The sequence below is a fragment of the Rhizobium sp. 9140 genome (assembly GCF_900067135.1).
GTDB lineage: Bacteria > Pseudomonadota > Alphaproteobacteria > Rhizobiales > Rhizobiaceae > Ferranicluibacter.
Genome location: NZ_FJUR01000001.1, coordinates 2,816,598 through 2,838,999 on the forward strand (window position 1 = coordinate 2,816,598; position 22,402 = coordinate 2,838,999).

Annotated in this window: 19 protein-coding genes; 7 read left to right on the forward strand and 12 right to left on the reverse strand. The window is 63.5% G+C overall.

From position 1 onward, the window contains the following. The first annotated feature begins 141 nt into the window (after nt 1–141). Complete coding sequence (locus tag GA0004734_RS13250; protein WP_092934365.1) at nt 142–2,700, forward strand: ATP-dependent helicase; 2,559 nt, start codon at nt 142–144, stop codon at nt 2,698–2,700. Between the two features lie 3 nt (nt 2,701–2,703). Here the strand turns inward: GA0004734_RS13250 and GA0004734_RS13255 are convergent, their stop codons facing one another. Beyond that, a complete protein-coding gene (locus GA0004734_RS13255) occupies nt 2,704–3,393 on the reverse strand; it encodes a spermidine synthase (RefSeq protein ID WP_092934367.1) in 690 nt (229 codons plus the stop codon). A gap of 73 nt (nt 3,394–3,466) precedes the next feature. Next, entirely contained in the window at nt 3,467–4,681 is a 1,215-nt protein-coding gene (locus GA0004734_RS13260) for a DUF2778 domain-containing protein (protein WP_092934369.1), read from the reverse strand. A gap of 449 nt (nt 4,682–5,130) precedes the next feature. Between GA0004734_RS13260 and GA0004734_RS13265 the strand changes: the two genes are divergently transcribed. Then, nucleotides 5,131–5,631 (forward strand): CreA family protein, encoded by a 501-nt coding sequence (locus GA0004734_RS13265; protein WP_092934371.1) that lies wholly within the window; start codon nt 5,131–5,133, stop codon nt 5,629–5,631. Between the two features lie 27 nt (nt 5,632–5,658). Here GA0004734_RS13265 and pncA read toward each other — a convergent pair whose 3' ends face one another. The 3 genes from pncA to GA0004734_RS13280 form a co-directional block, all read right to left on the reverse strand. Continuing rightward, nucleotides 5,659–6,294, reverse strand: a complete 636-nt coding sequence (gene pncA, locus GA0004734_RS13270; protein ID WP_092934373.1) for a bifunctional nicotinamidase/pyrazinamidase — start codon at nt 6,292–6,294, stop codon at nt 5,659–5,661. A 115-nt stretch (nt 6,295–6,409) separates the two neighbouring features. Further along, nucleotides 6,410–6,874: a chemotaxis protein CheW gene (locus GA0004734_RS13275; RefSeq protein ID WP_092934375.1), complete on the reverse strand. Its 465-nt coding sequence runs from the start codon at nt 6,872–6,874 to the stop codon at nt 6,410–6,412. A gap of 2 nt (nt 6,875–6,876) precedes the next feature. After that, nucleotides 6,877–8,934 (reverse strand): methyl-accepting chemotaxis protein, encoded by a 2,058-nt coding sequence (locus tag GA0004734_RS13280; RefSeq protein WP_092934377.1) that lies wholly within the window; start codon nt 8,932–8,934, stop codon nt 6,877–6,879. A gap of 211 nt (nt 8,935–9,145) precedes the next feature. Between GA0004734_RS13280 and GA0004734_RS26000 the strand changes: the two genes are divergently transcribed. The 5 genes from GA0004734_RS26000 (at nt 9,146) to GA0004734_RS13300 (ending at nt 14,401) form a co-directional block, all read left to right on the forward strand. Next, on the forward strand, nt 9,146–9,301 hold the full coding sequence (locus GA0004734_RS26000; RefSeq protein WP_175386355.1) for a hypothetical protein: 156 nt from the start codon (nt 9,146–9,148) through the stop codon (nt 9,299–9,301). A 157-nt stretch (nt 9,302–9,458) separates the two neighbouring features. Next, complete coding sequence (locus tag GA0004734_RS13285) at nt 9,459–10,058, forward strand: SCO family protein (RefSeq protein ID WP_092934379.1); 600 nt, start codon at nt 9,459–9,461, stop codon at nt 10,056–10,058. Between the two features lie 115 nt (nt 10,059–10,173). Beyond that, complete coding sequence (locus tag GA0004734_RS13290; protein WP_092934381.1) at nt 10,174–11,055, forward strand: 50S ribosomal protein L11 methyltransferase; 882 nt, start codon at nt 10,174–10,176, stop codon at nt 11,053–11,055. 408 nt (nt 11,056–11,463) lie between these two features. After that, nucleotides 11,464–12,407, forward strand: a protein-coding gene (locus GA0004734_RS13295) for an IS630 family transposase (protein WP_175386493.1) whose coding sequence is annotated in 2 segments (ribosomal slippage) — nt 11,464–11,800 and nt 11,800–12,407 — 945 coding nt in all. Because the reading frame shifts where the segments join, the coding sequence is not laid out codon by codon here. A gap of 164 nt (nt 12,408–12,571) precedes the next feature. Further along, complete coding sequence (locus GA0004734_RS13300; protein WP_092936293.1) at nt 12,572–14,401, forward strand: aminopeptidase P family protein; 1,830 nt, start codon at nt 12,572–12,574, stop codon at nt 14,399–14,401. A 43-nt stretch (nt 14,402–14,444) separates the two neighbouring features. On the opposite strand, the gene GA0004734_RS13305 is transcribed toward GA0004734_RS13300, so the two are convergent. The 7 genes from GA0004734_RS13305 to GA0004734_RS13335 form a co-directional block, all read right to left on the reverse strand. Then, nucleotides 14,445–14,771, reverse strand: a complete 327-nt coding sequence (locus GA0004734_RS13305; RefSeq protein WP_092934383.1) for an AzlD family protein — start codon at nt 14,769–14,771, stop codon at nt 14,445–14,447. Next, nucleotides 14,768–15,463, reverse strand: coding sequence for an AzlC family ABC transporter permease (locus GA0004734_RS13310; protein WP_092934385.1), 696 nt, complete (start codon nt 15,461–15,463; stop codon nt 14,768–14,770). The genes GA0004734_RS13305 and GA0004734_RS13310 overlap by 4 nt, the downstream gene beginning before the upstream one ends. Nucleotides 15,464–15,699: 236 nt before the next feature. Further along, on the reverse strand, nt 15,700–16,533 hold the full coding sequence (gene panB, locus GA0004734_RS13315) for a 3-methyl-2-oxobutanoate hydroxymethyltransferase (RefSeq protein WP_092934387.1): 834 nt from the start codon (nt 16,531–16,533) through the stop codon (nt 15,700–15,702). Next, a complete protein-coding gene (gene panC / locus GA0004734_RS13320; protein WP_092934389.1) occupies nt 16,530–17,405 on the reverse strand; it encodes a pantoate--beta-alanine ligase in 876 nt (291 codons plus the stop codon). Before panC ends, panB begins: the two co-directional genes overlap by 4 nt. 115 nt (nt 17,406–17,520) lie before the next feature. Then, the gene (gene ligA, locus GA0004734_RS13325) at nt 17,521–19,671 is read right to left on the reverse strand and encodes an NAD-dependent DNA ligase LigA (protein ID WP_092934391.1); all 2,151 of its coding nucleotides are present in this window, start codon (nt 19,669–19,671) and stop codon (nt 17,521–17,523) included. Between the two features lie 137 nt (nt 19,672–19,808). Further along, nucleotides 19,809–21,482, reverse strand: a complete 1,674-nt coding sequence (recN, locus tag GA0004734_RS13330; protein ID WP_092934393.1) for a DNA repair protein RecN — start codon at nt 21,480–21,482, stop codon at nt 19,809–19,811. Nucleotides 21,483–21,503: 21 nt separating this feature from the next. After that, complete coding sequence (locus tag GA0004734_RS13335) at nt 21,504–22,337, reverse strand: outer membrane protein assembly factor BamD (RefSeq protein WP_245292517.1); 834 nt, start codon at nt 22,335–22,337, stop codon at nt 21,504–21,506. Nucleotides 22,338–22,402 lie beyond the last annotated feature (65 nt).

A 22,402-nucleotide genomic window follows, 5' to 3' on the forward strand; every position in this document is an offset into this window, starting at 1 on the left:
ACGCAATCCCGCAACATCATCATTACGCAATTGTAATGATGATGGATTTCCCCGGTTCAAGAGATAGCTGCACCTCTGCGCAGGGAATAAAAGAAGAACGCAATTCTGGCCTTTCGAACCCGAATCACTACATTGAACCGCATGAGCAACGGTTTCGACGACATCCCCTTCTTCGACGAAGAGCCCGCACGCGCGCCCGCGAGAGGCGAACGCCGAGGTGCTGACGCGACAGATGTGCCCGTTGGTGCACGCGATGGGCGTCCAGAGCAGGATCAAGACAACGCCCCGGCACGAGGTCCCTCCGGCCTTGCAGCCCGCGCCATGGCCGCCCGCGACCGCGACCGTGCGCCGGACTATCTTTCGGGTCTCAACCCGGAGCAGCGCCTTGCCGTGGAAACGCTGGATGGCCCCGTGCTCGTGCTGGCAGGTGCCGGCACCGGCAAGACGCGTGTGCTCACCACGCGCATCGCGCATATCATGGCCACCGGTCGCGCCTATCCGAGCCAGATCCTTGCCGTTACCTTCACCAACAAGGCGGCGCGCGAGATGAAGGAGCGCATCGGCGTTCTGGTGGGCGGCGCGGTCGAGGGCATGCCCTGGCTCGGCACATTCCACTCCATCGGCGTCAAGCTCTTGCGGCGCCATGCCGAACTTGCCGGCATCCGTTCCGACTTCACCATTCTCGACACCGACGACGTGACCCGTCTGATCAAGCAGATTCTGCAGGCCGAATCCATTGACGACAAGCGCTGGCCGGCCAAGCAGTTCGCCCAGTTGATCGACGGCTGGAAGAACAAGGGCCTGACGCCCGCCGACATTCCGGAAGGCGACGCGCGCGCCTTCGGCAACGGCAAGGGCCGTGAACTCTACGCCGCCTATCAGGCGCGCCTGCGCACGCTCAACGCCTGCGACTTCGGCGACCTGCTGCTGCACCCCATCGCTATTTTCCGTAAGCATCCCGATCTGCTGCGCGAATATCACGCCCGCTTCCGCTATATTCTCGTGGACGAGTATCAGGACACCAACACCGCCCAGTATATGTGGCTGCGGCTTCTTGCGCAGCGACCAAGCCCTGCCAAGGGAGAGCCGCGCACGGCAGACAACACGGTCAACATCTGCTGCGTCGGCGACGACGACCAGTCGATCTATGGCTGGCGCGGCGCGGAGGTGGACAACATCCTGCGCTTCGACAAGGACTTCCCCGGGGCCGTTGTCATCAAGCTGGAGCGCAACTATCGCTCGACCGCGCATATCCTTGCCACCGCTGGTCATCTGATTGCACACAACGAAGGCCGCCTCGGCAAGACGCTCTTCACCGACCGCCATGACCCTGACGACCAGAAAGTCCAGGTTCACGCGGCTTGGGACTCGGAAGAGGAAGCCCGCGCTGTCGGCGAGAAGATCGAACAGCTCCAGCGCGACAAGCACATGCTGAACGACATGGCGATCCTCGTGCGCGCCTCGTTCCAGATGCGCGAGTTCGAAGATCGTTTCGTCACGCTCGGCCTCAACTACCGCGTCATCGGTGGTCCGCGCTTCTACGAGCGCATGGAGATCCGCGATGCGATGGCATACTTCCGGCTGGTCTGTCAGGATGCCGACGACCTCGCTTTCGAGCGCATCGTCAACACGCCAAAGCGCGGCCTTGGCGATACCACCATCCGCCTGCTGCACGACTACGCCCGCGCCCGCGATATCCCGATGCTCGCGGCCGCTGCCGATATCATCGAGACCGACGAGGTGAAGGCCAAGGCCCGCAAGTCGCTGTTCGACGTCGTCACCATGGTGCGCCGCTGGCAGGGACTTCTCGAAAACACGCCGCACACCGAGCTTGCCGAAATCATCCTCGAGGAATCCGGCTACACCGACATGTGGAAGGTCGACAAGACGGCGGAAGCCCCGGGTCGGCTCGAAAATCTGAAGGAACTCGTGCGCTCGATGGAGGCGTTCGAGAGCATGCGCGGCTTCCTCGAACACGTGTCTCTGGTCATGGATGCCGAGCAGAACGAGAACCTCGACGCCGTCAACATCATGACGCTGCATTCGGCCAAGGGGCTCGAATTCGATACGGTGTTTCTTCCCGGCTGGGAGGAAGGCCTGTTTCCACACCAGCGCTCGCTAGACGAAGGCGGTCGCTCGGGGCTGGAGGAAGAGCGGCGCCTTGCCTATGTCGGCCTGACCCGCGCCAAGCGCCGCTGCCACCTCTGGTTCGTCTCCAATCGCCGCATCCACGGTCTTTGGCAATCGACCATCCCCTCGCGCTTCATCGAGGAACTTCCTGTCGATCACGTCGAAGTGGCAGAGATGGAACAGTCCTACGGTGGCTACGGGCGCGGCGGCTACGGCCAGTCCCGCTTCGACAAGCAGGAGCCGTTCCAGAACACCTATGCGACACCGGGCTGGAAACGCGCGCAGGCCAACAAGACCGACGCGACCCGCGACAACTGGGGCAACCGCTCCGGCGTCGCCATCGATCGCATCGGCTATGGCGAAAGCGGCCCCAAAGCCCGCACCATCGAGGGTGAACTCACCGTCCGCTCGACGGTCGAAACCCCGTCGAAGTTCGGCGTCGGCGACCGCGTGTTCCACATCAAGTTCGGCAACGGCAATATCGCGGGTATCGAAGGCAACAAGCTGACCATCGACTTCGATCGTGCCGGACAGAAACGCGTTCTGGACGGTTTCGTCGAGAAGGTGTGAATCCTAGCGCCTGACCGCCAGCCAGATCACGTGGCGTGCGCCGCCACGCTTGCCGTTGGCACGCGTGGACACCGCCTCGGCCTCGAATCCTGCGTCTTTCAGCCGGCGCGTGAAACGCGGATCCGGCCCGGAAGACCAGACGGCCAGCACGCCGCCCGGTCGAAGCGCCGATTGCGCCGCCCGCAGCCCTTGACGGTCGTAGAGGCTGTCATTGGAGGCACGGGTCAGCCCATCGGGACCATTGTCCACATCGAGCAGGATCGCATCATAGGCCGACCGCGCGGCGGCGATGCAGGCACCGACATCACCGTCATAGATCGTCACCCTCTGATCATCAAGGCAACCCTTGAACACGCTCTCCATCGGCCCCCGCGCCCATCGCACGACGGCTGGCACCAGTTCGGCAACCGTGACCTCAGCGTCTTCCGGCAGGATCGCAAGCGCGGCGCGCAGCGTGAACCCCATGCCGAGCCCGCCGATGAGGAAGGCGGGACGCGGGCGATCGCCGATCTTCTCGCGGGCGAGAGACGCCAGCGCCTCCTCCGAACCGCTGAGCCGGCTGTTCATCAACTCGTTGTTCCCGAGCATGATGGAGAACTCTTGGCCCCGACTTTTCAGCCGCAGTTCGCCCGCACCACCGGCAGCGGTTGCGCCGGGAATTTCAGCTCTATCGATTTCGATCCAGGGAAGCATGGGCAAGGGTCCCGTTGAACACAGGCATTCCCTACCGCAGATCGCGGCAGACGGGAACCGGCCGTCGCCCGGATCACCCGTTGCGCGAGAACAGCGAGGCGAGCGTCTTTGCCGGCTTGGAGAACCCGCCCTTCATGCTCTTGACGATGACCATCTGGGTCACCTCGCCGCGCTTGAAAGCCTTGAGGAAGCGGGGATAATCGGCAAAGGCGACACAGCCGTGGCTGTCGCCGCGGTTGCGCAGGAGGTAGCTGTGGGCCAGCAGACCGACGCGGCCATGCGGTGCGACCCCGTCGGTCGGCGTCAGGCGAACGGCTTCCACGCCATGAAACAGCGCTTCGCGCATGGTCACCTTGTAGGTGCCGGGCGGCGTCGGACCCTTCATCGGAATATGCACGGCATCGGGATTGTCGCGCAGCTTGCCGATCCCGGAATGCGCTTCCAGCCTCTCGCCGTTCGGCATATGCACGACGCCGGCCGAGATATCGTAATAGGCGACGCCCTTGCGGTTGCCGAACAGCGGCTTGCGCGGCGCCATGGACGGCTCGTCGTCATCCATGTCGATCGGCGCGTTCGGCTTGGCATAGGCCAGCTGCACCGGCGGCTTGCGAGGGCGCTCACTCGCGGTCGGCGCGTCGTCCGCCTCGATCGTAATCCCCGGACGGGATAGCGGGAGCGGTCCGAGATCCGGCAGATGCTCCGTCGTCTCGTCGTCATTGAGAACAAGGCTGAAGGGCTTCGGCAGCGATCCGGTCGGCCGGGCATCCGGCTCCAGCATCGCATTTTCACGAAGGGGAACGGTGACATCCGCGCGCGCGTCGAGCGAGGCGACCTGAACAGGTGCAGCCGTCGCAGCAGGTGTTGCCGGCTTTGGCGGCAGGGCGGCGAGAACGATGCGGTGAGCGGTGCTGGCGGATGCCATCTGCGGCTGCGTCTTGGCTGCGGCAACGGCCACGACCGGTGTCTTCACGAGACGCGAGAATTTCGCCACATGCACCGTCCGCTCGCCCGTCGGGCCGCGGGGAATGGCGTTGAGTCCAAGCGAGGTCTGGAATGTCGGGCGCCCGCCGGTCGCGAGATCGCTGGCAACGCCATGCATGGTGAGGATGGTGGCCATAAGCCAGCCGACGCCGGCAAGGCCGACGCCTGCGGCAAGAACGGCGGGAAGGAGACGCGGGCGCTGCGTTTTGGCAGGGCCGGCTTTATGCAACGAAGGGGACTGCTGGCGGAGGGGGCGCGTCTGCGAACGCGTATCGACCTGTCGAACATTCTCAATCGCTAGCGCCATGGAACTCTTTACCCAAATTGGTTACGCAATCCGAAAACAGCACGACGCACTGTTGTCGAAGCCGGCCGTTTGGGTCGCCTGGCGCTGAAGTTGCGCGCTCCCTAGAACACTGCGGCTAGGCGAAAGAATGGCGAAACATGGTAACCATTTCCTTTACGAGCATCCCGAAATCTGAGGATTGTCAAAAATGAAGAAGCCGCAGGGCACGCCCACGGCTTCGCAAGAGATGGAAAACGGACGCCGCACAGCGCTGGCTGCTTCAACTCCAGGGATGACGCGGGGGATCGAGACCCTGAGCGTGAGAAATCCCTCCCCGACCGCCAGCATCCCGGATTCTCGTCGGACAAGGTCAAATGGGATGTCGCGGGAACAGCATATTCATCACCGACGGCTTGCATTGCATTCCCGGACGCTTATTTCGGCTGTGAACCCGTTCCGGAGATCTGCCGATGCCCCTGCCCAAAATTCGACTCGCCGCCGCTGCCGCCCTGCTGAGCTTTGCCGCCCTTTCGGCGCCCGCCACGGCTGAAACCGTCGGCGAGGTCGGCGTGGACTGGACCGGTAACGATATTATCGTGGACGCTGTCAGCGATCCGAAGATCGAGGGCATAACCTGTCACGTCACCTACTTTGACCGCGGCGTTATCGATCGCCTGCGCAAGGGCAACTGGTTCGAAGACCCCTCCAACAACTCCATCGCCTGCCGCCAGACCGGCCCTGTCGTCATCGACGACATCGACCTCTCGAAGGACGGCGAAGAAGTGTTCCGCTCGGGCCTGTCGCTGATCTGGAAGTCGCTGGAAGTCACCCGCATCTACGATCGGAAGAACAACACGCTGATCTACCTCGCGCATTCCCGCCAGGTCGTCGAAGGTTCGGCGAAAATGTCGATCTCGACCGTTCCCCTCTTCAACCAGCAGGTCACGTGGAAGAAGGGCGCGCCGCAATAAGGCGCTGCTCCTTCAGCGAGATCGGCGTCAGAGCCGCGTCTCGCTTAAAACAGTATCCGAGGTGACCACGGCAATGCCTGCCTGCGTCATCTCGTTGATCGCGCTGCGAACACCGTTCGGATCGATCGCCCGACTGGCATCTTCGATGAACCGGATATGCGCCTCCGGCAGCATGGCACGCGCATCGAGCGCGGTGAATTTCACGCAGTAATCCGTCGCCAGCCCGCACACGTCGAGCCGCGTTACGCCGCGCGCGAGAAGAAGGTCGGAGAGACCCGTCAGTGCCGTCTGCTCGTTGTCGCGAAAGGCGGAGTAGCTGTCGACGGTGCGGTCGAGGCCCTTGCGCTGGATCGTGTCGATCAGGCTTTGGTCGAGATCCGGCCGGAGGGCCGCGTCCTCGGTACCCTCGACGCAATGGTCCGGCCACAGCATCTGCGGCTGGCCATTCAGCGTTCCCATCGTGAATGGTTCAGCGCCGTCATGCTGCGAGGCGAAACTGCCGTGATCGGCCGGATGCCAGTCCTGCGACGCGACGACGAGATCATAACCGCCCTCGGCCATCAGCCGGTTGGCAACAGGCACGACGGCATCGCCACCGGGCACGGCCAGATGGCCGCCGGGGCAGAAACCGTTCTGGATATCGACAAGCAAAAGGCATTTCATCGGCCGGGCGTCTCCCAAGGCAGGATCTGGTGAGACCGAGCATAGACCGCCCCTGCATGCCGGGCTAGCCCGACATGCCATGTCAGAACGTGAGACCTTCTATCAGGCCGGCCGATCAGGCAGCCTGCGCCAGCTCGTCGGCGATGACGGTGTCGAGGTTGAGGAAGCAGACCATGGTCTTTTCCAGCGCCACGATGCCGCGGCAGAAGGCGCGCTGGGCTTCCGGAATGATCTCCGGTGCCGACTGCAGGTCCTCGCTGCGGATCGTCATCATGTCGGAGACCTGTTCGACCAGCAGGCCGACCAGCTTGCCGGCGATGTCCGTGACGATGATGGCCGAACGTTCCGACGGTTCCGTCATGTTCATGCCGAGGCGGCAGGCCATGTCGATCACGGGGATGACGGCGCCGCGCAGGTTGATGAGGCCGAGGACGTAAGGCGGCGTGTGCGGCATCGGCGTTACCGGCGCCCAGCCGCGGATTTCGCGGATCGCCATGATGTCGATGCAGAATTCCTGGTTGCCGAGATGGAAAGACACAATTTCCATCGAGCTTCCCGACTGTTTGGAGGTGATGTTCATGATCAGAATTCTTCCCATTGATCGTTGGAGCTGGAGGTCGACGGCGTTGCGAACGCGCCGGAAAGCTTGCCCATAAGTGCCTTGGCGGGCGACGGGGCCGGGCGCGAATTCGCGGCAGCCGGCTTTATGGTCGCGGGACGGATAGCGATGGGGCTCCTGGCGGAGGACGAAGTCTTCGCCGCCGGCGTGGGGCGATAGCTCGACGACGTCGTCGTCACGGCGCGCGGCGACGATGCCGATGCGTAGGACGCGGCAGCACCACCGATGGCGAATTGGGCAATCAGGCTCGAAAGGCTCTCGGCATCCTGCGCAAGCGTATGGCTGGCGGCATTGGTCTGCTCGACCATGGCCGCATTCTGCTGCGTCATCTGGTCGAGCTGGCCGATGGCGATATTGATCTCGGTCAGCCCGGTCGACTGCTCGCGCGCCGCAACCACGATGGTGCGCATATGCTCGTTGATCTGTTCGACGTCCGTACCGATGCGGCCGAGCGCTTCGCCGGTTTCCTGCACCAGCCGCACACCCGTGCCGACTTCGGTCGAGGACCTGTTGACGAGGCCCTTGATGTCCTTGGCCGCACCGGCCGCTCTCTGCGCCAGTTCGCGGACTTCCTGTGCGACGACGGCAAAGCCTTTGCCCGCCTCCCCAGCGCGTGCCGCTTCGACGCCGGCATTCAGAGCAAGAAGATTGGTCTGGAAGGCGATTTCGTCGATGACGTTGATGATCTTGCCGATCTCGGCAGACGCATCTTCGATGCGCGCCATGGCCGCCACGGCCTCGCTGACGATCCGGCCGGACTCCTCGGCATTGGCATGCGTCCGGCTGACCATCTGGCTCGCCTCTTCCGCCTTATCCGTCGCGGTGCGAACGGTGACGGTGATTTCGTCGAGCGCGGCAGAGGTTTGCTCGAGGGAGGCCGCCTGCTGTTCCGTGCGTTTGGCAAGATCGTCCGCCGCAGACCGCATCTGGCGTCCGTTGGCCGTGATCGAGGCGCTGTTGTCGCGCATGCCGGAGAGAACGTTGCGGAGCTTTTCGACAGCCTGGTTGAAATCGAGACGAAGCGATTCGAGATCGGCACGGAACGGCGTGTCGATGGCGACCGTCAACTGACCGTCCGCCAGCTTGTTCAGCGCCTGGCCGAGCGCGGTGACGGCAACCTGAACCTGGCGGGCATCTTCGGTGGCCGCGACTTCGCGCTGGCGGCGATCGGTATCGTTGTGGCTGCGGCTGTCGGCGGCATCACGCTCGAGCCGCTGTTTGTCGATGGCGTCGGTGCGGAAGCGATCGACGCAGCGCGCCATGTCGCCGATCTCGTCGCTGCGCTCCACCGCGCCGACAGGCGTCGCATAATCACCGCCGTGAATGCGCTGCATGCTGTCGCGAACGCCGAGGATACCGCGGCGCAGGATATTACCTTGAATTGTCAGAAGCCCGAGAACGACCACCATCGCACCGAGACCGCAGCCGAACTGCCAGAAGAAGGCCGAGCGCGAAATCGCACCCGCCTCTTCGACGCGCGTCTTCGTCAGTGCCATGCCGCCTTCCGCGAGGCTCGCAAAACGCTCTGTGAGCTGCGACCCTGCCGTATCGATCCGGTCGTCGATGGCATCGAACGCGGCTTGGTCGGCGCCGGCTTCGACAAGCGCCTTCAGGTCCGTCTGGATGGACTGGGTCAGCTGCGATATCATCTCGGGAACGCCGGCACCCAGATCGGGCTTGCCGACGGCGATGGCAAGACCTGCAATGCTACCGCTAGCGCTCTTGAGATCCGACACAGCCGTATCGATTTCCGTCATGCGATCCGGCGCGATAACCTTGTCGTCCTTGTCGACGATCGTGTCCATGGCCGCGAGGACGAGGTCGAGGCTGGTGACCCGCAGATCGATGGCTCGGTTCTCGACGGATTTCGCGGCATCCGCCTCGGCGAGAACACGCTCTACCTGCTGCTGCTCGAACCACCCCGTGGCCAGAATCGCGCTGATTCCGACGAAGGTGACGACGCCCAGTGTGGCAAGCCTCTGGCTGACGGTCAGGGATCTCTGGCGGGTCTCATGTTTCATGATCGAGGTCCGGGATGGCGCGAAACGTGTCGCGCGCAGATGGAGGAGCAGCGTTCACAGATGGCGATGGCGGGAGCGGCCGACCTCATGTCGACGCGCGGGAGGACCTGCACGGAAAAGAAGCATAACAGCGATGCGTTAAAGATCCGGTAAAGATAACAAACCGTCCTTGCGGCTTCTGGCGCGGGCAAATACCGGCTATAAACACCCCATGATGGATCGCATCTCGCTCGGCACCGCCACCCGGATCGCCCTCCTCGCCGCAGCTCTTCTGCTGGTGGGCTGGGCCGGCATGCTCGGCTGGTGGACATATGGTCCGGACATGGTGCTGGCGCTTGCCGCCGGCAGCCTGTCGCTCTGCTTCTAACGTCGAGACTGCCGCCAGTTTGGACAGAAGCAGGTGCAGCAGAGGTGACCGGTCCCGCCGGAAGCTTCTCGCAAATCGATTTGCACCCATTGCAACTTGGCTCTAAGCCTTGGGTTCGACATCAAAAGACGCAGCATGGACATGAAACGGGCCTGACATGAAACTCTTTCGGATCGTCCTCTGGATTGCCGTTCTGGCCACCGCCTCGGCACTGGGGTTCCTCACCTACAAGATGACGGAAACCAAGGAGGCCACAGTGGGCGGGCCGTTCGGCGTTCCCTTCACGCTGGTGGCGCAGAACGGCCAGCCGATCACCGAGAAGGCCCTGACCGGCAGACCCTCGGCCGTATTCTTCGGCTTCACCCATTGCCCGGAGGTCTGCCCGACGACGCTGTTCGAAATGAACGGCTGGCTCGCCAAGGTCGATCCCGACAACACGAAGCTCAACGCCTTCTTCGTCACCGTCGATCCCGAACGCGATACGCCGGAGATCCTCGGACAGTACGTCTCAAACGTCTCGGCCCGCGTCACCGGCATTTCCGGCCCGCCGGACAAGGTCATGGAGATGGTCAAGGGCTTCCGGGTTTATGCCAAGAAGGTCCCTCTCGATACGGAAAAGCCCGATGGCGACTACACGATGGACCACTCGGCCTCCGTCTTCCTGCTGGATGCCGAAGGTCGTTTCCGCGGTACCATCGCTTATGGCGAGAACACCGACACGGCCGTCCAGAAGCTCGAAAACCTGACCAAGAGCTGAGCGTCTTCCCCCCTGCAGGCATAGGCTTTGACCGCAAGCGGCATTTTCGCCGTGCAATGCCGTGTGGTCGTGGTAAAGCGCTCATCCGAAGCTCAAAAGACCTGAAGGACCGCCCGTGGCTGATTTGCGCCTTTATCTCACCACCACCGAAAAAGGTGCCGACAGTGTTCTCGCTCTAATGACCGATGCCTTTGAAGACGAGGGTTACGCCATCGCCACGATGGAGATCGACGAGAAGCGCGACATCTGGGAGGCTTCCGTCTATCTCGACTTTGCCGAGGAGGACGAGATCCAGGCGCGCTTCGCGGAGATCCTGGACGGCTGGAAGCCCGGCACCGAAATCCTCCGCGAAGAAATTCCGGATATCGACTGGATCGCAAAGTCGCTCGAAGGACTGAGCCCGGTTGCAGCCGGGCGGTTCCTTGTCCACGGCTCGCATGACCGGGAAAAGGTCCGCGCAGGACAGATCGCCATCGAGATCGACGCCGGCGAAGCGTTCGGAACGGGCCACCACGGCACCACGGCCGGCTGCCTGGAGATGATCGAGAGCGTCGTGCGCTCGCGCACCGTCACCAACGCGCTGGATCTGGGAACCGGCAGCGGCGTTCTCGCGATCGGCCTGCGCAAGATCAAGACCGTGCCGGTGCTGGCGACCGATATCGATCCGATCGCTACCCGCGTCGCCCGTGAAAACGTCCGCCGCAACGGTATCGCCAGCGGCATCGCGGCCGTCACCGCCACCGGCTTCCAGTCGCCCGCTTTTGGCGAACACGGCCCTTTCGACCTCATCATCGCCAACATTCTCGCCCGCCCGCTGATGCGCATGGCGCCGGACCTCGCCCGCCACCTACTGCCCGGCGGCTCTGTCATTCTCTCGGGCATTCTCGCGGAACAGCGCTGGAAGGTCCTCTCGGCCTACAACGCCCAGAAGCTGCGCCACGTTCGCACGCTCTGGCGCAACGGCTGGGTCACCATCCATCTGGATAGCCGCGCCTGAGGCGCGGCAACCACCGTATACGGCAGCATGCAGGCAAAACGAAAAGGCCGTCCGATGCGGGAGCATGGGACGGCCTTTCGAAGACGAAGGCGATGCCGAAGCATCGCCCGTGACCGGCAAGCCGGCCAATATCCGCGAGCCAAAGGAGGAGGATCGCTCAAGCGGACTCTGCGTGATCCCAAAAACGGCGCCCGGAGGGAGGAGGAGAAGGCAACCGATCGAACGGATCACTCAGAAGATTGCCTTGCGGCATCTACGGGAACGGGTTGTTTGCGGCCCGTCCGTTGGCGGTGCTTCTAACGCATTGACCGACGACAGCTAGAGCAGATCCCGTGATTGATGAATCAAACGTGATGTGACGAGAGCGACCGAAACTGATTCAACTTCTCTACGAATAGGAGGTTGATGATCGCACGAGCACTGAGCGATGATCTTCGGATCCGCGTCTTGAAGGCGTCAGCTACCGGTATGTCTGCCCGCCAGGCTGCCGGTCGGTTCGGGGTTGGGGTTTCCACGGCGATCCGCTGGATTGCAAGAGCGGTAGAGGGCGAGCCAACACCGCGGCCGCAGGGTTGGAAACGACCCTCCGTTCTGTACGCTCACGAGGCGTTTGTTGTCGAAATGATCGATGATCGCCGGGACGTAACGCTCGATGAAATGGTCGAGCGCCTGTCGGCTGAGCGGCATGTCAGCATCAGCCGGAGCGCACTCGGTGCCAGGTTGCGTGGTCGCGGCTGGACATTTAAAAAAAGTCCGCACACGCGTTGGAGCAGGACCGACCGGACGTCCTGAAGCGCCGACGCGCCTGGTTTGATGAGCAGCTCGATCTCGATCCGCAAAAGCTGATCTTCATAGACGAGACCGGTCTTTCAACGAAGATGGCACGGCTGCGCGGACGTGCAATTCGCGGCGAGCGCTGTCGAGCTGGCGTGCCGCATGGTCATTGGAAAACAACGACATTCACCGGCGCCCTGCGCCTGACCGGCATGACCGCGCCGTTTGTCTACGACGGAGCGATGAACGGCAACGTCTTCTTGGCCTATGTCGAGCAGGTGTTGTTACCGACCCTTCAGCCCGGGGATATTGTCGTCATGGACAATTTGCCCGCACACAAAGCAGCCGGGGTGCGCGATGCCATCGAACGCATGGGTGCCACGCTCATGTTCCTGCCGCCCTACAGCCCCGACTTCAATCCTATCGAAAACGCCTTCTCAAAGTTGAAGGCCATGTTGCGGGCTCGGGCGGAGAGAAAGATCGATGCTTTGTGGGACGCGGTCGGCGCATTGATGCCCCGCTTCACGCCGACAGAATGCGCAAACTACTTCAGGGCTGCTGGATATGACCCGGATTGAACAGGATCTGCTCTAGGGGCTGACGCGAATAGGTGCCATGCGGAATCTGCATAAGTATGATGAATGTTTTCACAGCGCTTTGTCGGCTGTTTGCGATGTTGGGACATCGGGACCGGATTTGCTATAAGCGAATGTCCCATCTCATCCGCATGCAGGAAGACATCATGTTCCAGTCGTTCGACGTCACCTCCACACCGCAGTTCGGTCGCGAACGGGCTGATGGTCTCCGGGCCTCTTTCGATGCGCTCGGCATCGATGGCGTCCTCGTGCCCCGCGCAGACGAGTTTCAGGGAGAATACGTGCCGGCCTCCGCCGAGCGGCTGGCATGGCTCACCGGTTTCACCGGCTCTGCCGGCATCGCCCTCGTCCTGCGCAACGCGGCCATCGTCTTCGTGGACGGGCGATACGTCACCCAGCTTGCCGAGCAGGTGGATGGTACGGTCTTTACCGGCGGGGACCTCATCGGCGAACCGCCGCACCTCTGGATCGAGCGCCATGCGCCAAAGGGCTTTCGGCTCGGCATCGATCCCTGGCTGCACACGGGCGCGGAGGTCCGCAAGCTGGAAGCCGCGCTGGCGAAGATCGGCAGCACGCTCGTTCACCTGGACCACAATCCCCTCGACCGCCTCTGGACCGACCGGCCGGAGGCGCCGATGGGCCGCGTCGTAATCCAGAAGATCGAACAGGCCGGCATCCTCGCGACCGAGAAGATTGCCGACATGGCCGAGACGGTGGTGAAAGCCGGGGCCGCCGCCGTCATCCTCACCGACCCCTCCTCCGTCGCCTGGACGTTCAACCTGCGTGGCAATGATGTGCCCCACACGCCTCACCCGCTTGCCCGCGCGATCATCCACGCGGATGGCGGGGCCGAAATCTTCCTCGACGCCCGCAAGACCGGCATCGAGGAAAAAGCCTATCTTACCCAGATGGCGGACATCGTCGCGCCGGAAACCTTCGAGACCCGTGTCTCGGCGCTGGCCGCATCCGGCGTCGGCCTCATGCTGGACCCCGACCACGCCGCCTTCGCGCTTGCCGACCGCATCCGCAAGGACGGCGGCACCGTCATCGAGGCGGCCGACCCCGCCCGCCTTCCCCGCGCGCGCAAGAACCCGGTCGAACTGGAGGGCTCTGCGCGCGCGCATCTTCAGGATGGAGCGGCTATGGTCGAGTTCCTCGCCTGGCTCGATGGAAAGACGCCCGGCACCGTCACCGAGATTGCCGCCACGGAAAAACTGGAAGCCGTGCGGATCGCCTGCGGAGAGCGCCTGCAAAACCCGCTGAAGGACGTCTCCTTTGACACGATTGCCGGCGCGGGTGCGCATGCGGCCATCATGCACTACCGCGTCACGACCGAAAGCGACCAGTCGCTCGAAGCGGGAACCATGTTCCTTGTCGATTCCGGCGGGCAATACGTCAACGGCACCACCGACATCACCCGCACCGTCGCCATCGGCGATGTGCCGGCGGAGCAGAAGCGCTTCTTCACGCTGGTGCTGAAGGGCATGATCGCGATCAGCACAGCGCGCTTCCCCAAGGGCACACGCGGCGTGGAACTCGATCCGCTGGCCCGCATCGCCCTCTGGAAGGCCGGCGCCGATTATGGGCATGGCACAGGCCATGGGGTGGGCTCTTACCTCTCCGTCCATGAGGGGCCGCAGCGCATCTCGCGTGCAGGCATGCAGGAACTTCTGCCGGGCATGATCCTCTCCAACGAGCCCGGCTACTACCGGCCCGGCGCCTTCGGCATCCGGATCGAGAACCTGTTGCATGTGCTGGAAGCAGCCTCGATCGAAGGCGGCGACCAGAAGATGCTCGGCTTCGAAACGCTGACCTTCTGCCCCATCGACCGCCGCCTCATCCTGCCCGCGCTTCTGACCGTAGAAGAGCGCGACTGGATCGATGCCTACCACGCCGAAACGCGGGAGAAGCTGATGCCGCTTATCGACGGTGCAGATGTAAAGGCATGGCTGGAGGCTGCGACGGCCGAGCTTTAGAAAAAGGAGAGAGGGCCGACAGGCTGCACGCTCGTCGGCCCGATCAGAACATCCCCGTGTGCCGCAGCACCATCACCACCGCCCATCCGGCCAACAGCATGGGCAGAGCCGACAGCCGCAGGCCGACAAGGAAGGCGGCAAAGATCGCGATTGTCACATCCGCTCCACCGTAGAAGAGCGCCGGCGCGACCAGCGTCGAGAGGACGGCTGCGGGTACGGCGTTCAGCGCGGCTTCCATGCGCGGCGGAATGCGCTCCATCCGCGCCATCATGATCGCGCCGCCGATGCGCGTGAGATAGGTGGCGACGGCCGCGAGAATGACGATGCCGATCAGGCGAAGGTCCTGCGGCAGGAAATGATCGAAGCTCATCGGGCCGTCTCCCCGGATTTCACCGGCAGGCAGGCGGCCAGCACGACGCCGGCCAGCGCCCCGATGCTGACATGCCACGGCGAGCCGACCAGATGCATCGCGATCACGGAGGCGACGGAACTGACGGCGACCACCGGCAGCCAGTTGTCGCGGCTGCGGAAGCCGAGCACCAGCGCCATGAAATAAATCGGCAGCATGACATCGAGCCCGATTGCCCTGGGGTCGCCGATCAACCCGCCAAACACGGCCCCGAGCAAGGTGGCAACCAGCCACGGCAGGTAGATCGCAAGGCCGAGCCCCATATACCAGACGAAGGTCACCGGCTCGCCGCGCTCGCCCCGCTTCTCCGTTTCCGCATATTGCGGATCGGTCAGCAGGAACAGCGCGGCCCCTTTCTGGACGAGCGAGAAATGCGCGATGTGCCGTGCCATGGACGCGGAATAAAGCACGTGGCGAAAGTTCACGGCGAAAACCGAGAGCACGATGAGCCATGGCTGGACGGCATGACCGAAGAGATCGAGCCCCACCATCTGGCTGGCGCCGGCAAAGACGGTCGCGCTCATGAACACCGCATCGACGATGCTGAACCCGTTGTCGATTGCTAGCGCGCCGAACAGGGCGCCGAAGGGAGAGGCGGACAGCACAATGGGAACGCCGCGGCGCGCGCCGTCCCAGAAATCACGAGAGGTCATACTGAAGATCCAAGGGCGTTGCCGGGGCTGCGGCTTGAGGCCCTCGCCTTTAAAGTTTGTCAGGGATAAGTGGAATCCGGTTATCCCGAAGAGACAAACGACCACAGGGGAATCGAGACACTGGCTGGTTCAGAATGAACCTGCCAGTGTCTAGCCACGGATCTCGTCAACGGCAAATGAATTCCGCTGATGGCCCGATCAGTCCGCGTCATGCACCGAAGGTGAAAGCGCCGCCCTTAGCTCTTCACCGTGAACGTGTGCTCCGGCCCCGGGAAGGTGCGGGCCTTCACCTCGGCCGCATAGGCCTCGGCAGCGGCCGAAATCTCCGGCGCAAGATGGGCGAAATGCTTAACGAAGCGCGGCTTGAAGTCGTTGAAGAGACCCAGCATATCGTCCGACACGAGGATCTGGCCATCGCAGGCGGGGGATGCGCCGATGCCGATGGTCGGCGCATTCAGAGAGGCCGTGATCTCGCGCGCGAGCGGCTCCACGGTCCCCTCGACCACGATGGCAAAGGCGCCGGCATCGTCGATCGCCTTGGCATCCCGGCGGATCTTCGCCGCCTCGCGCTCCGTTCGCCCCAGCGAGCGATAGCCGCCCGTGGTGTTGACCAGCTGCGGCATCAGCCCGACGTGACCCAGCACCGGAATGCCGCGGCTCGACAGAAAATCGACCGTCTCGGCCATTTCCGCCCCACCTTCGAGCTTGATCGCGCTGCACCCCGTTTCCTTCAGGATACGGGCGGCATTGCGAAAAGCCTGCTCGCGGCTTTCCTGGTAGGAGCCGAACGGCATATCCACGACGACGCAGGCGGCCGACGTTCCGCGCATGACGGCCTGCCCATGCGCGATCATCATCTCCAAGGTGACGCCGAGCGTCGACTCCATACCGTAGAGCACCATGCCGAGCGAATCGCCGACCAGCAGAAAATCGACATGCGGATCGAGCAGCCGGGCGATGGGCGTCGTATAGGCCGTGAGGCTGACGATCGGCCGCTCGCCCTTCAGCGCCTGGATGGCGGAGGGCGTCAGGCGACGACGGGTGGGGGCGGAACCGGGCTGAACGCTCATGGCAGGCGGCTTTCGGAAGAAGAGGACGGAGGATAGACGCGATTGTCGAGGAGACGCGTGGCGCCGAACCGGACGAACAGCAGAACCAGAACGGCGCGGCCCCGGAGCGTATCGACGGGCGCCAGCGTTTCCGGATCGCGAACGGCAACGACCTCGGGAACGGCAAGCGGCGCACGCCGGATGAAGTCCGCAATTCCCTGTTCGAGGTCGCTGGCAGACGTCAAACCGGAACCGAGCAACCGGCCAGCTTCCTCCAGCGCCTGCGGCACGATCGCGGCGGCGCGGCGCTCAGCCTGTGACAGGTAGACATTGCGCGAGGAGAAGGCGAGCCCGTCGGCCTCGCGCACGGTCGGCACGGCCACCACCTCCACCGGCTGCGCGAGATCCTCCACCATCCGGCGGATGATCTGCACCTGCTGGAAATCCTTCTCGCCGAAATAGGCGCGATCCGGCTGCACGAGATTGAAGAGCTTCGTCACCACGGTCGCGACGCCGGCAAAGTGACCGGGACGGACAGAGCCCTCAAGCTCCGCGCCGAGCGTGGGGACATCGACCACCGTTTCCATCGCCCGCGGATACATATCGGAAACGCCGGGCGCAAACAGGATATCGACGCCGCCTTCCAGCAGCATCGCCTGATCGCGAGGCAGATCGCGCGGATAGCGCGAAAGATCCTCGCCCGCGCCGAATTGCAGCGGATTGACGAAAATACTGGCGACGACGACGTCGTTTTTCGCGCGGGCCTGCCGCACGAGTTCCATATGCCCGGCATGGAGATACCCCATGGTGGGCACAAGGCCTATGGATCGTCCCGCCCGCCGATGTTCGCCGAGCAGCCGCCGCAGATCGCCGATTGTCGAAACCGTCTCCATCCCGGATCTCCCCCTCCGTTATCCGGCATCCGGTATCGCGTGCGGTGCAAAAAAACAATTGAAAGACGGAGCGGGTGCAAAATAAACTGCTGATAGACCCACGGCGTCCACCGGATCAGCCGCCGATCAAAGCCAGCCACGCGTCCTCGTCCATCGTCTCCACGCCGAGTTCCCGAGCCTTGTCGAGCTTGGAGCCCGCCCCCGGCCCGGCAACGAGGATGTCCGTCTTTTTGGAAACGGAGCCTGAAACCTTTGCGCCCAGGCTTTCCGCCCGCGCCTTCGCCTCGTCGCGGGTGAACTTCTCCAGCGATCCGGTGAAGACCACGGTCTTGCCAGCAACCGGGCTCCCCTCACCCGACGGCGCTTCGGCATCGAGCGGCGTCACCTGTTCGAGCAGCCGATCGACCACGGCGACATTCCGGTCTTCCTTGTAGAACTCCACGATGGCGCGCGCGACGACGTCGCCGATCCCGTCGATGCGGTTCAGGTCGTCCCAGGCCTCCGCACCCGGTTCGCCCGCCGCCCGCATGGCCTTGTCGAATTCGCCGTAGCGTCCATAGGACCGCGCCAGAAGCTTCGCCGTGGTCTCGCCCACATGGCGGATGCCGAGCGCGTAGATGAAGCGGGCAAGCGCCACCTGTCGCCGCTCGTTGATCGCCTCGTAAAGCTTGCGAACGCTGACCTTGCCGAAGCCGTCGATGTTTTCGAGTTTGGAGAGAGAGCCCTGTTGGCGCTCTTCCAGCGTGAAAATGTCCGGCGCGGTGCGGATCGACAGCGTCGGATCGTCCGAGGCGAAGAAGAAATCGATCTGCTTGGCGCCGAAGCCTTCGATATCGAAGGCGTTGCGCGAGACGAAGTGCTTCAGATGCTCGACCGCCTGCGCCCGGCAGACGAAGCCGCCTGTGCAGCGCGTGACCGAATCGACCTTGCCGGTCTTTTCGTTGACCTCCCGCACGGCATGGCTGCCGCAGACCGGGCATGTCTTCGGGAAGACGTAAGGCGTGCTAGCGGCTTCACGCTTCTCCTCAACGATATCGACGATCTGCGGAATGACGTCGCCGGCGCGCTGGACGATGACGGTATCGCCGATGCGGATGTCGCGCCCCTCGCGCAGCGGCTGGCCGGCATTGCCGAGGCCCTTGATGTAATCCTCATTGTGCAGCGTCGCATTGGTCACGACGACCCCGCCGACGGTGACAGGCACGAGACGCGCCACAGGGGTCAGCGCGCCGGTCCGCCCGACCTGGATGTCGATGGCGGTGAGGATCGTGAAGGCCTGTTCGGCCGCAAATTTGTGGGCGGTCGCCCAGCGCGGGGAGCGCGAGCGGAAGCCGAGCCGGCCCTGAAGCACGAGGTCATCGACCTTGTAGACGACGCCGTCGATATCGTAGTCGAGCTCCGGCCGCTTCAGGCCGATCTCCCGGTAGTGATCGAGAATGGCGGCAACCGAGGTCAGCCGCTGCGTCAGCGGATTGACGGGGAAGCCCCAGCCCTTCAGCGCCTCGACCATGCCGGACTGGGTATCCGCCGGCATCTCCGACATCTGCCCCCAGGCATAGGCGAAGAAGCGCAGCTTGCGTGTTGCCGTAATTGCCGGATCGAGCTGGCGGAGCGAACCGGCGGCGGTGTTGCGGGGATTGACGTAGGTCTGGCGCCCCTCCGCCTCCATCTGCGCATTCAACGCGAGGAAGTCGCTCTTGGCCATGTAGACCTCGCCGCGCACCTCCACCACATCGGGCGCGCCATCGGGCAAGGTCTGGGGTATTTCCGAAATCGTACGGATATTGGCGGTGACGTTCTCCCCCGTCGTGCCATCGCCCCGTGTCGCGGCCGTCACCAGCTTGCGCTTCTCGTAGCGCAGCGACATGGACAGGCCGTCGATTTTGGGTTCGGCCGTAAACGCGATGGAATCATTCGGCAGACGACCAAGGAAACGGTAGACGCTGGCGATGAAATCGCTGACATCCTCGTCAGAAAACACGTTGTCGAGCGACAGCATGGGGCGGGCGTGGGTGACCTGCTGGAAGAGACCGGAGGGCGCTGCGCCGACCTTGCCGGAGGGACTGTCCGGCCGCACGAGATCCGGAAACCGCGCCTCGATCTCGCCGTTGCGCCGCTTGAAAGCATCATAGTCGGCGTCCGAAATCTCGGGCTCGTCCTTGCCATGATAGAGCGCATCGTGACGCGCGAGCTCGGAGGCCAGAAACGCCAGTTCTTCCACGGCATCGGCTTCGCTCAGCGCGTCCACGGGCTTGATATCGGTCATGGCGGTCACTCCTGCTGTCGGGAATGTTGTACCGAAAATCGCTCTTTTGAGAAGAGGACGAACCCGGCGATCCCAAGCTCATCGCGCGAACTTTTGTTGCGCAAAGGCTTAAGAATGCATGGAAAAGCGGTGTCGACTCAACCGCCACCCGCCAGCAACTTCGCCGCCGCCGCCCTCGCCTCTTCGGTGATCGAGGCACCGGCGAGCATGCGGGCGATCTCTTCCGTGCGGTCCTTGTCGTTCATGCGCGCAACCCGCGTGGCAATCATCTCCGAAGATTTCTCGGAAGGCCCCTTCGAGATCAGAAGATGGGTCGCCGCCCGCGCCGCGACCTGCGGCGCGTGGGTGACGGAGAGCACCTGCACCGTCTTCGACAACCGCTTCAGCCGCTGCCCGATGGCGTCGGCAACCGCGCCGCCGACACCCGTGTCGATCTCATCGAAGACGAGCGTCGGTGCGGAGCCGCGATCGGCCAGCGCAACCTTTAGCGCCAGCAGGAATCGCGAAAGCTCGCCCCCCGACGCCACCTTCATGATCGGCCCCGGTCGCGTGCCCGGATTGGTCTGCACATGGAATTCGACGACATCGATACCGTCAGCCGTCAGCTGCGTCGGGTCGCTCGCGACCTCGACCATGAAGCGCGCCCGTTCCAGCTTCAGCGCCGGAAGCTCGGCCATCACGGCCTCTGACAAGGCGCTCGCCGTATTATGCCGTTTGGAAGACAGGGCCGCCGCCGCCGCATCGAAATCCGACCGCGCGATGCTGACCTGTGCTTCCCATTGCTTCAGCTTCTCTTCGCCCGCATCGAGATCGGCGACGCTGTTGATCATGCGGACGGCGAGCGCCGGAAGCTCCGTCACGGGAACCGAATATTTGCGGGCGGCGGCGCGCAGCGCGAACAGCCGCTCTTCTACCCGCTCCAGTTCCTTCGGATCGTATTCCGTGCGCCGTAGCGCTGCCTCCACCGCCATCTGCGCGTCGGACAACTGGTTCAGCGCCGCATCGAGCAGGTTGACGGTTTCCTCCAGCAGACCCGGTGCCTCATGGCTCTTGCGCTCCAGACGGCGCACCAGCGAGGCGATCTGCGGCACGGGAGAGGCATTGCCATTGAGAAAATCGCTCGCTTCGCTGATATCCGAGGCGATGCGCTCCGACTTCATCATCGTCGCCCGGCGCTCGGCAAGCTCGTCCTCCTCGCCATCGAGCGGTGCCAGAGCCTCCAGCTCTTCGACGGCGGCGCGGAGATAATCGGCTTCGCGGGCGGCGGCTTCCACCTTCTCGCGGTGACGCTTCAGACCGCGTTCGGCATCGCGCCAGATCCGGAAAAGGTCACCCACCATCTCCGCTTCCGCCGTTAGGCCGCCAAAGGCATCGAGAAGCAGGCGGTGTGCATGGGTATCGACCAGTGCGCGATCGTCATGCTGTCCGTGGATTTCGACGAGCATCTGCCCCGCCTGCCGCAGAAGCTGCACGGACACCGGCTGGTCGTTGACGTAGGCCTTTGTGCGCCCGTCAGACGTCTGCACGCGGCGGAAGATCAGCTCGCCATCGTCATCGATGCCGTTCTCCCGCACGAGCAAACGCGCGGGATGATCCGCCGCGATGTCGAAGACAGCCGTTACCTGCCCCTTGCTGCCGCCGTGGCGCACGAGCGAACCATCGCCACGCCCGCCGAGCGCCAGCGACAGGCTGTCGAGCAGGATGGACTTGCCGGCCCCGGTTTCGCCGGTCAGGACGGACAGGCCGGCATCGAAGGACAGATCAAGCCGTTCGATCAGGACGATATCGCGGATCGAGAGCTGTGAAAGCATTCGGTCTTCTGTTCTTTCGGATCAGACGCCGAGGATCTTTTTGCCGGCCCGGGAAATCCAGGACCCGCCATTCTCGCGCGGCTCGAGCCCGTTGGTCTGAAGCAGCTTGTAGCTGTCCGCATACCACTGGCTGTCGGGATAGTTATGACCAAGAACGGCGGCTGCCGTCTGCGCCTCGCTGGTGATACCCATGGCGAAGTAGCTCTCGACCAGGCGGGCCAGCGCTTCCTCGACCTGATTGGTGCCGGAATACTGCTCGACCACGGTGCGGAAACGCGTGACGGCTGCCAGATATTCCTTGCGTTCCAGATAGTAGCGCCCGACCTGCATTTCCTTGCCGGCCAGCTGGTCCTTCGCAAAGCGAATCTTCGCCTGCGCATCCTCGACATATTCGGAATTCGGATACTTGGTGACGACGACCTGCATCGCCTCGATGGTCTTGAAGGCCGGCTTCTGGTCCTGCGTCACCGTCGGGATCTGCTTGGAATAGGCAAGTCCCAGAATGTACTGGGCGTAAGCCGCATCTTCCGATTCGGGATAGAGGTTGAGATAGCGCGTGGCCGCGTTGATCGCGTCCTGCGTTTGGCCCTGCCGGTAGTTGACGAAAGCCTTCATCACCAGCGCCTTGCGGGCATATTCGGAGAACGGCTGCTGCTTGTCGATGGCATCGAACTTGCGCGCGGCTTCCGTCGTCTTGCCGGCATTCAGGTTGGCGAGGCCCTGATTGTAGAGAACCTCCGGCGGATCGGTCTCGGCCGTCAGCTTGGTGATGTCGATGTCGGGGTCGTTCTGGCAGGCGGTTACGACGACGCTGGTTGTCGCCGCTACAAGCGTGACCATCGCCACGCGCGCCATCGTCTTCCATTCGAAGCCGTCTGCAAAAACCATCAGAACATCCCAACTCGAGTGGCAGCTGCCCC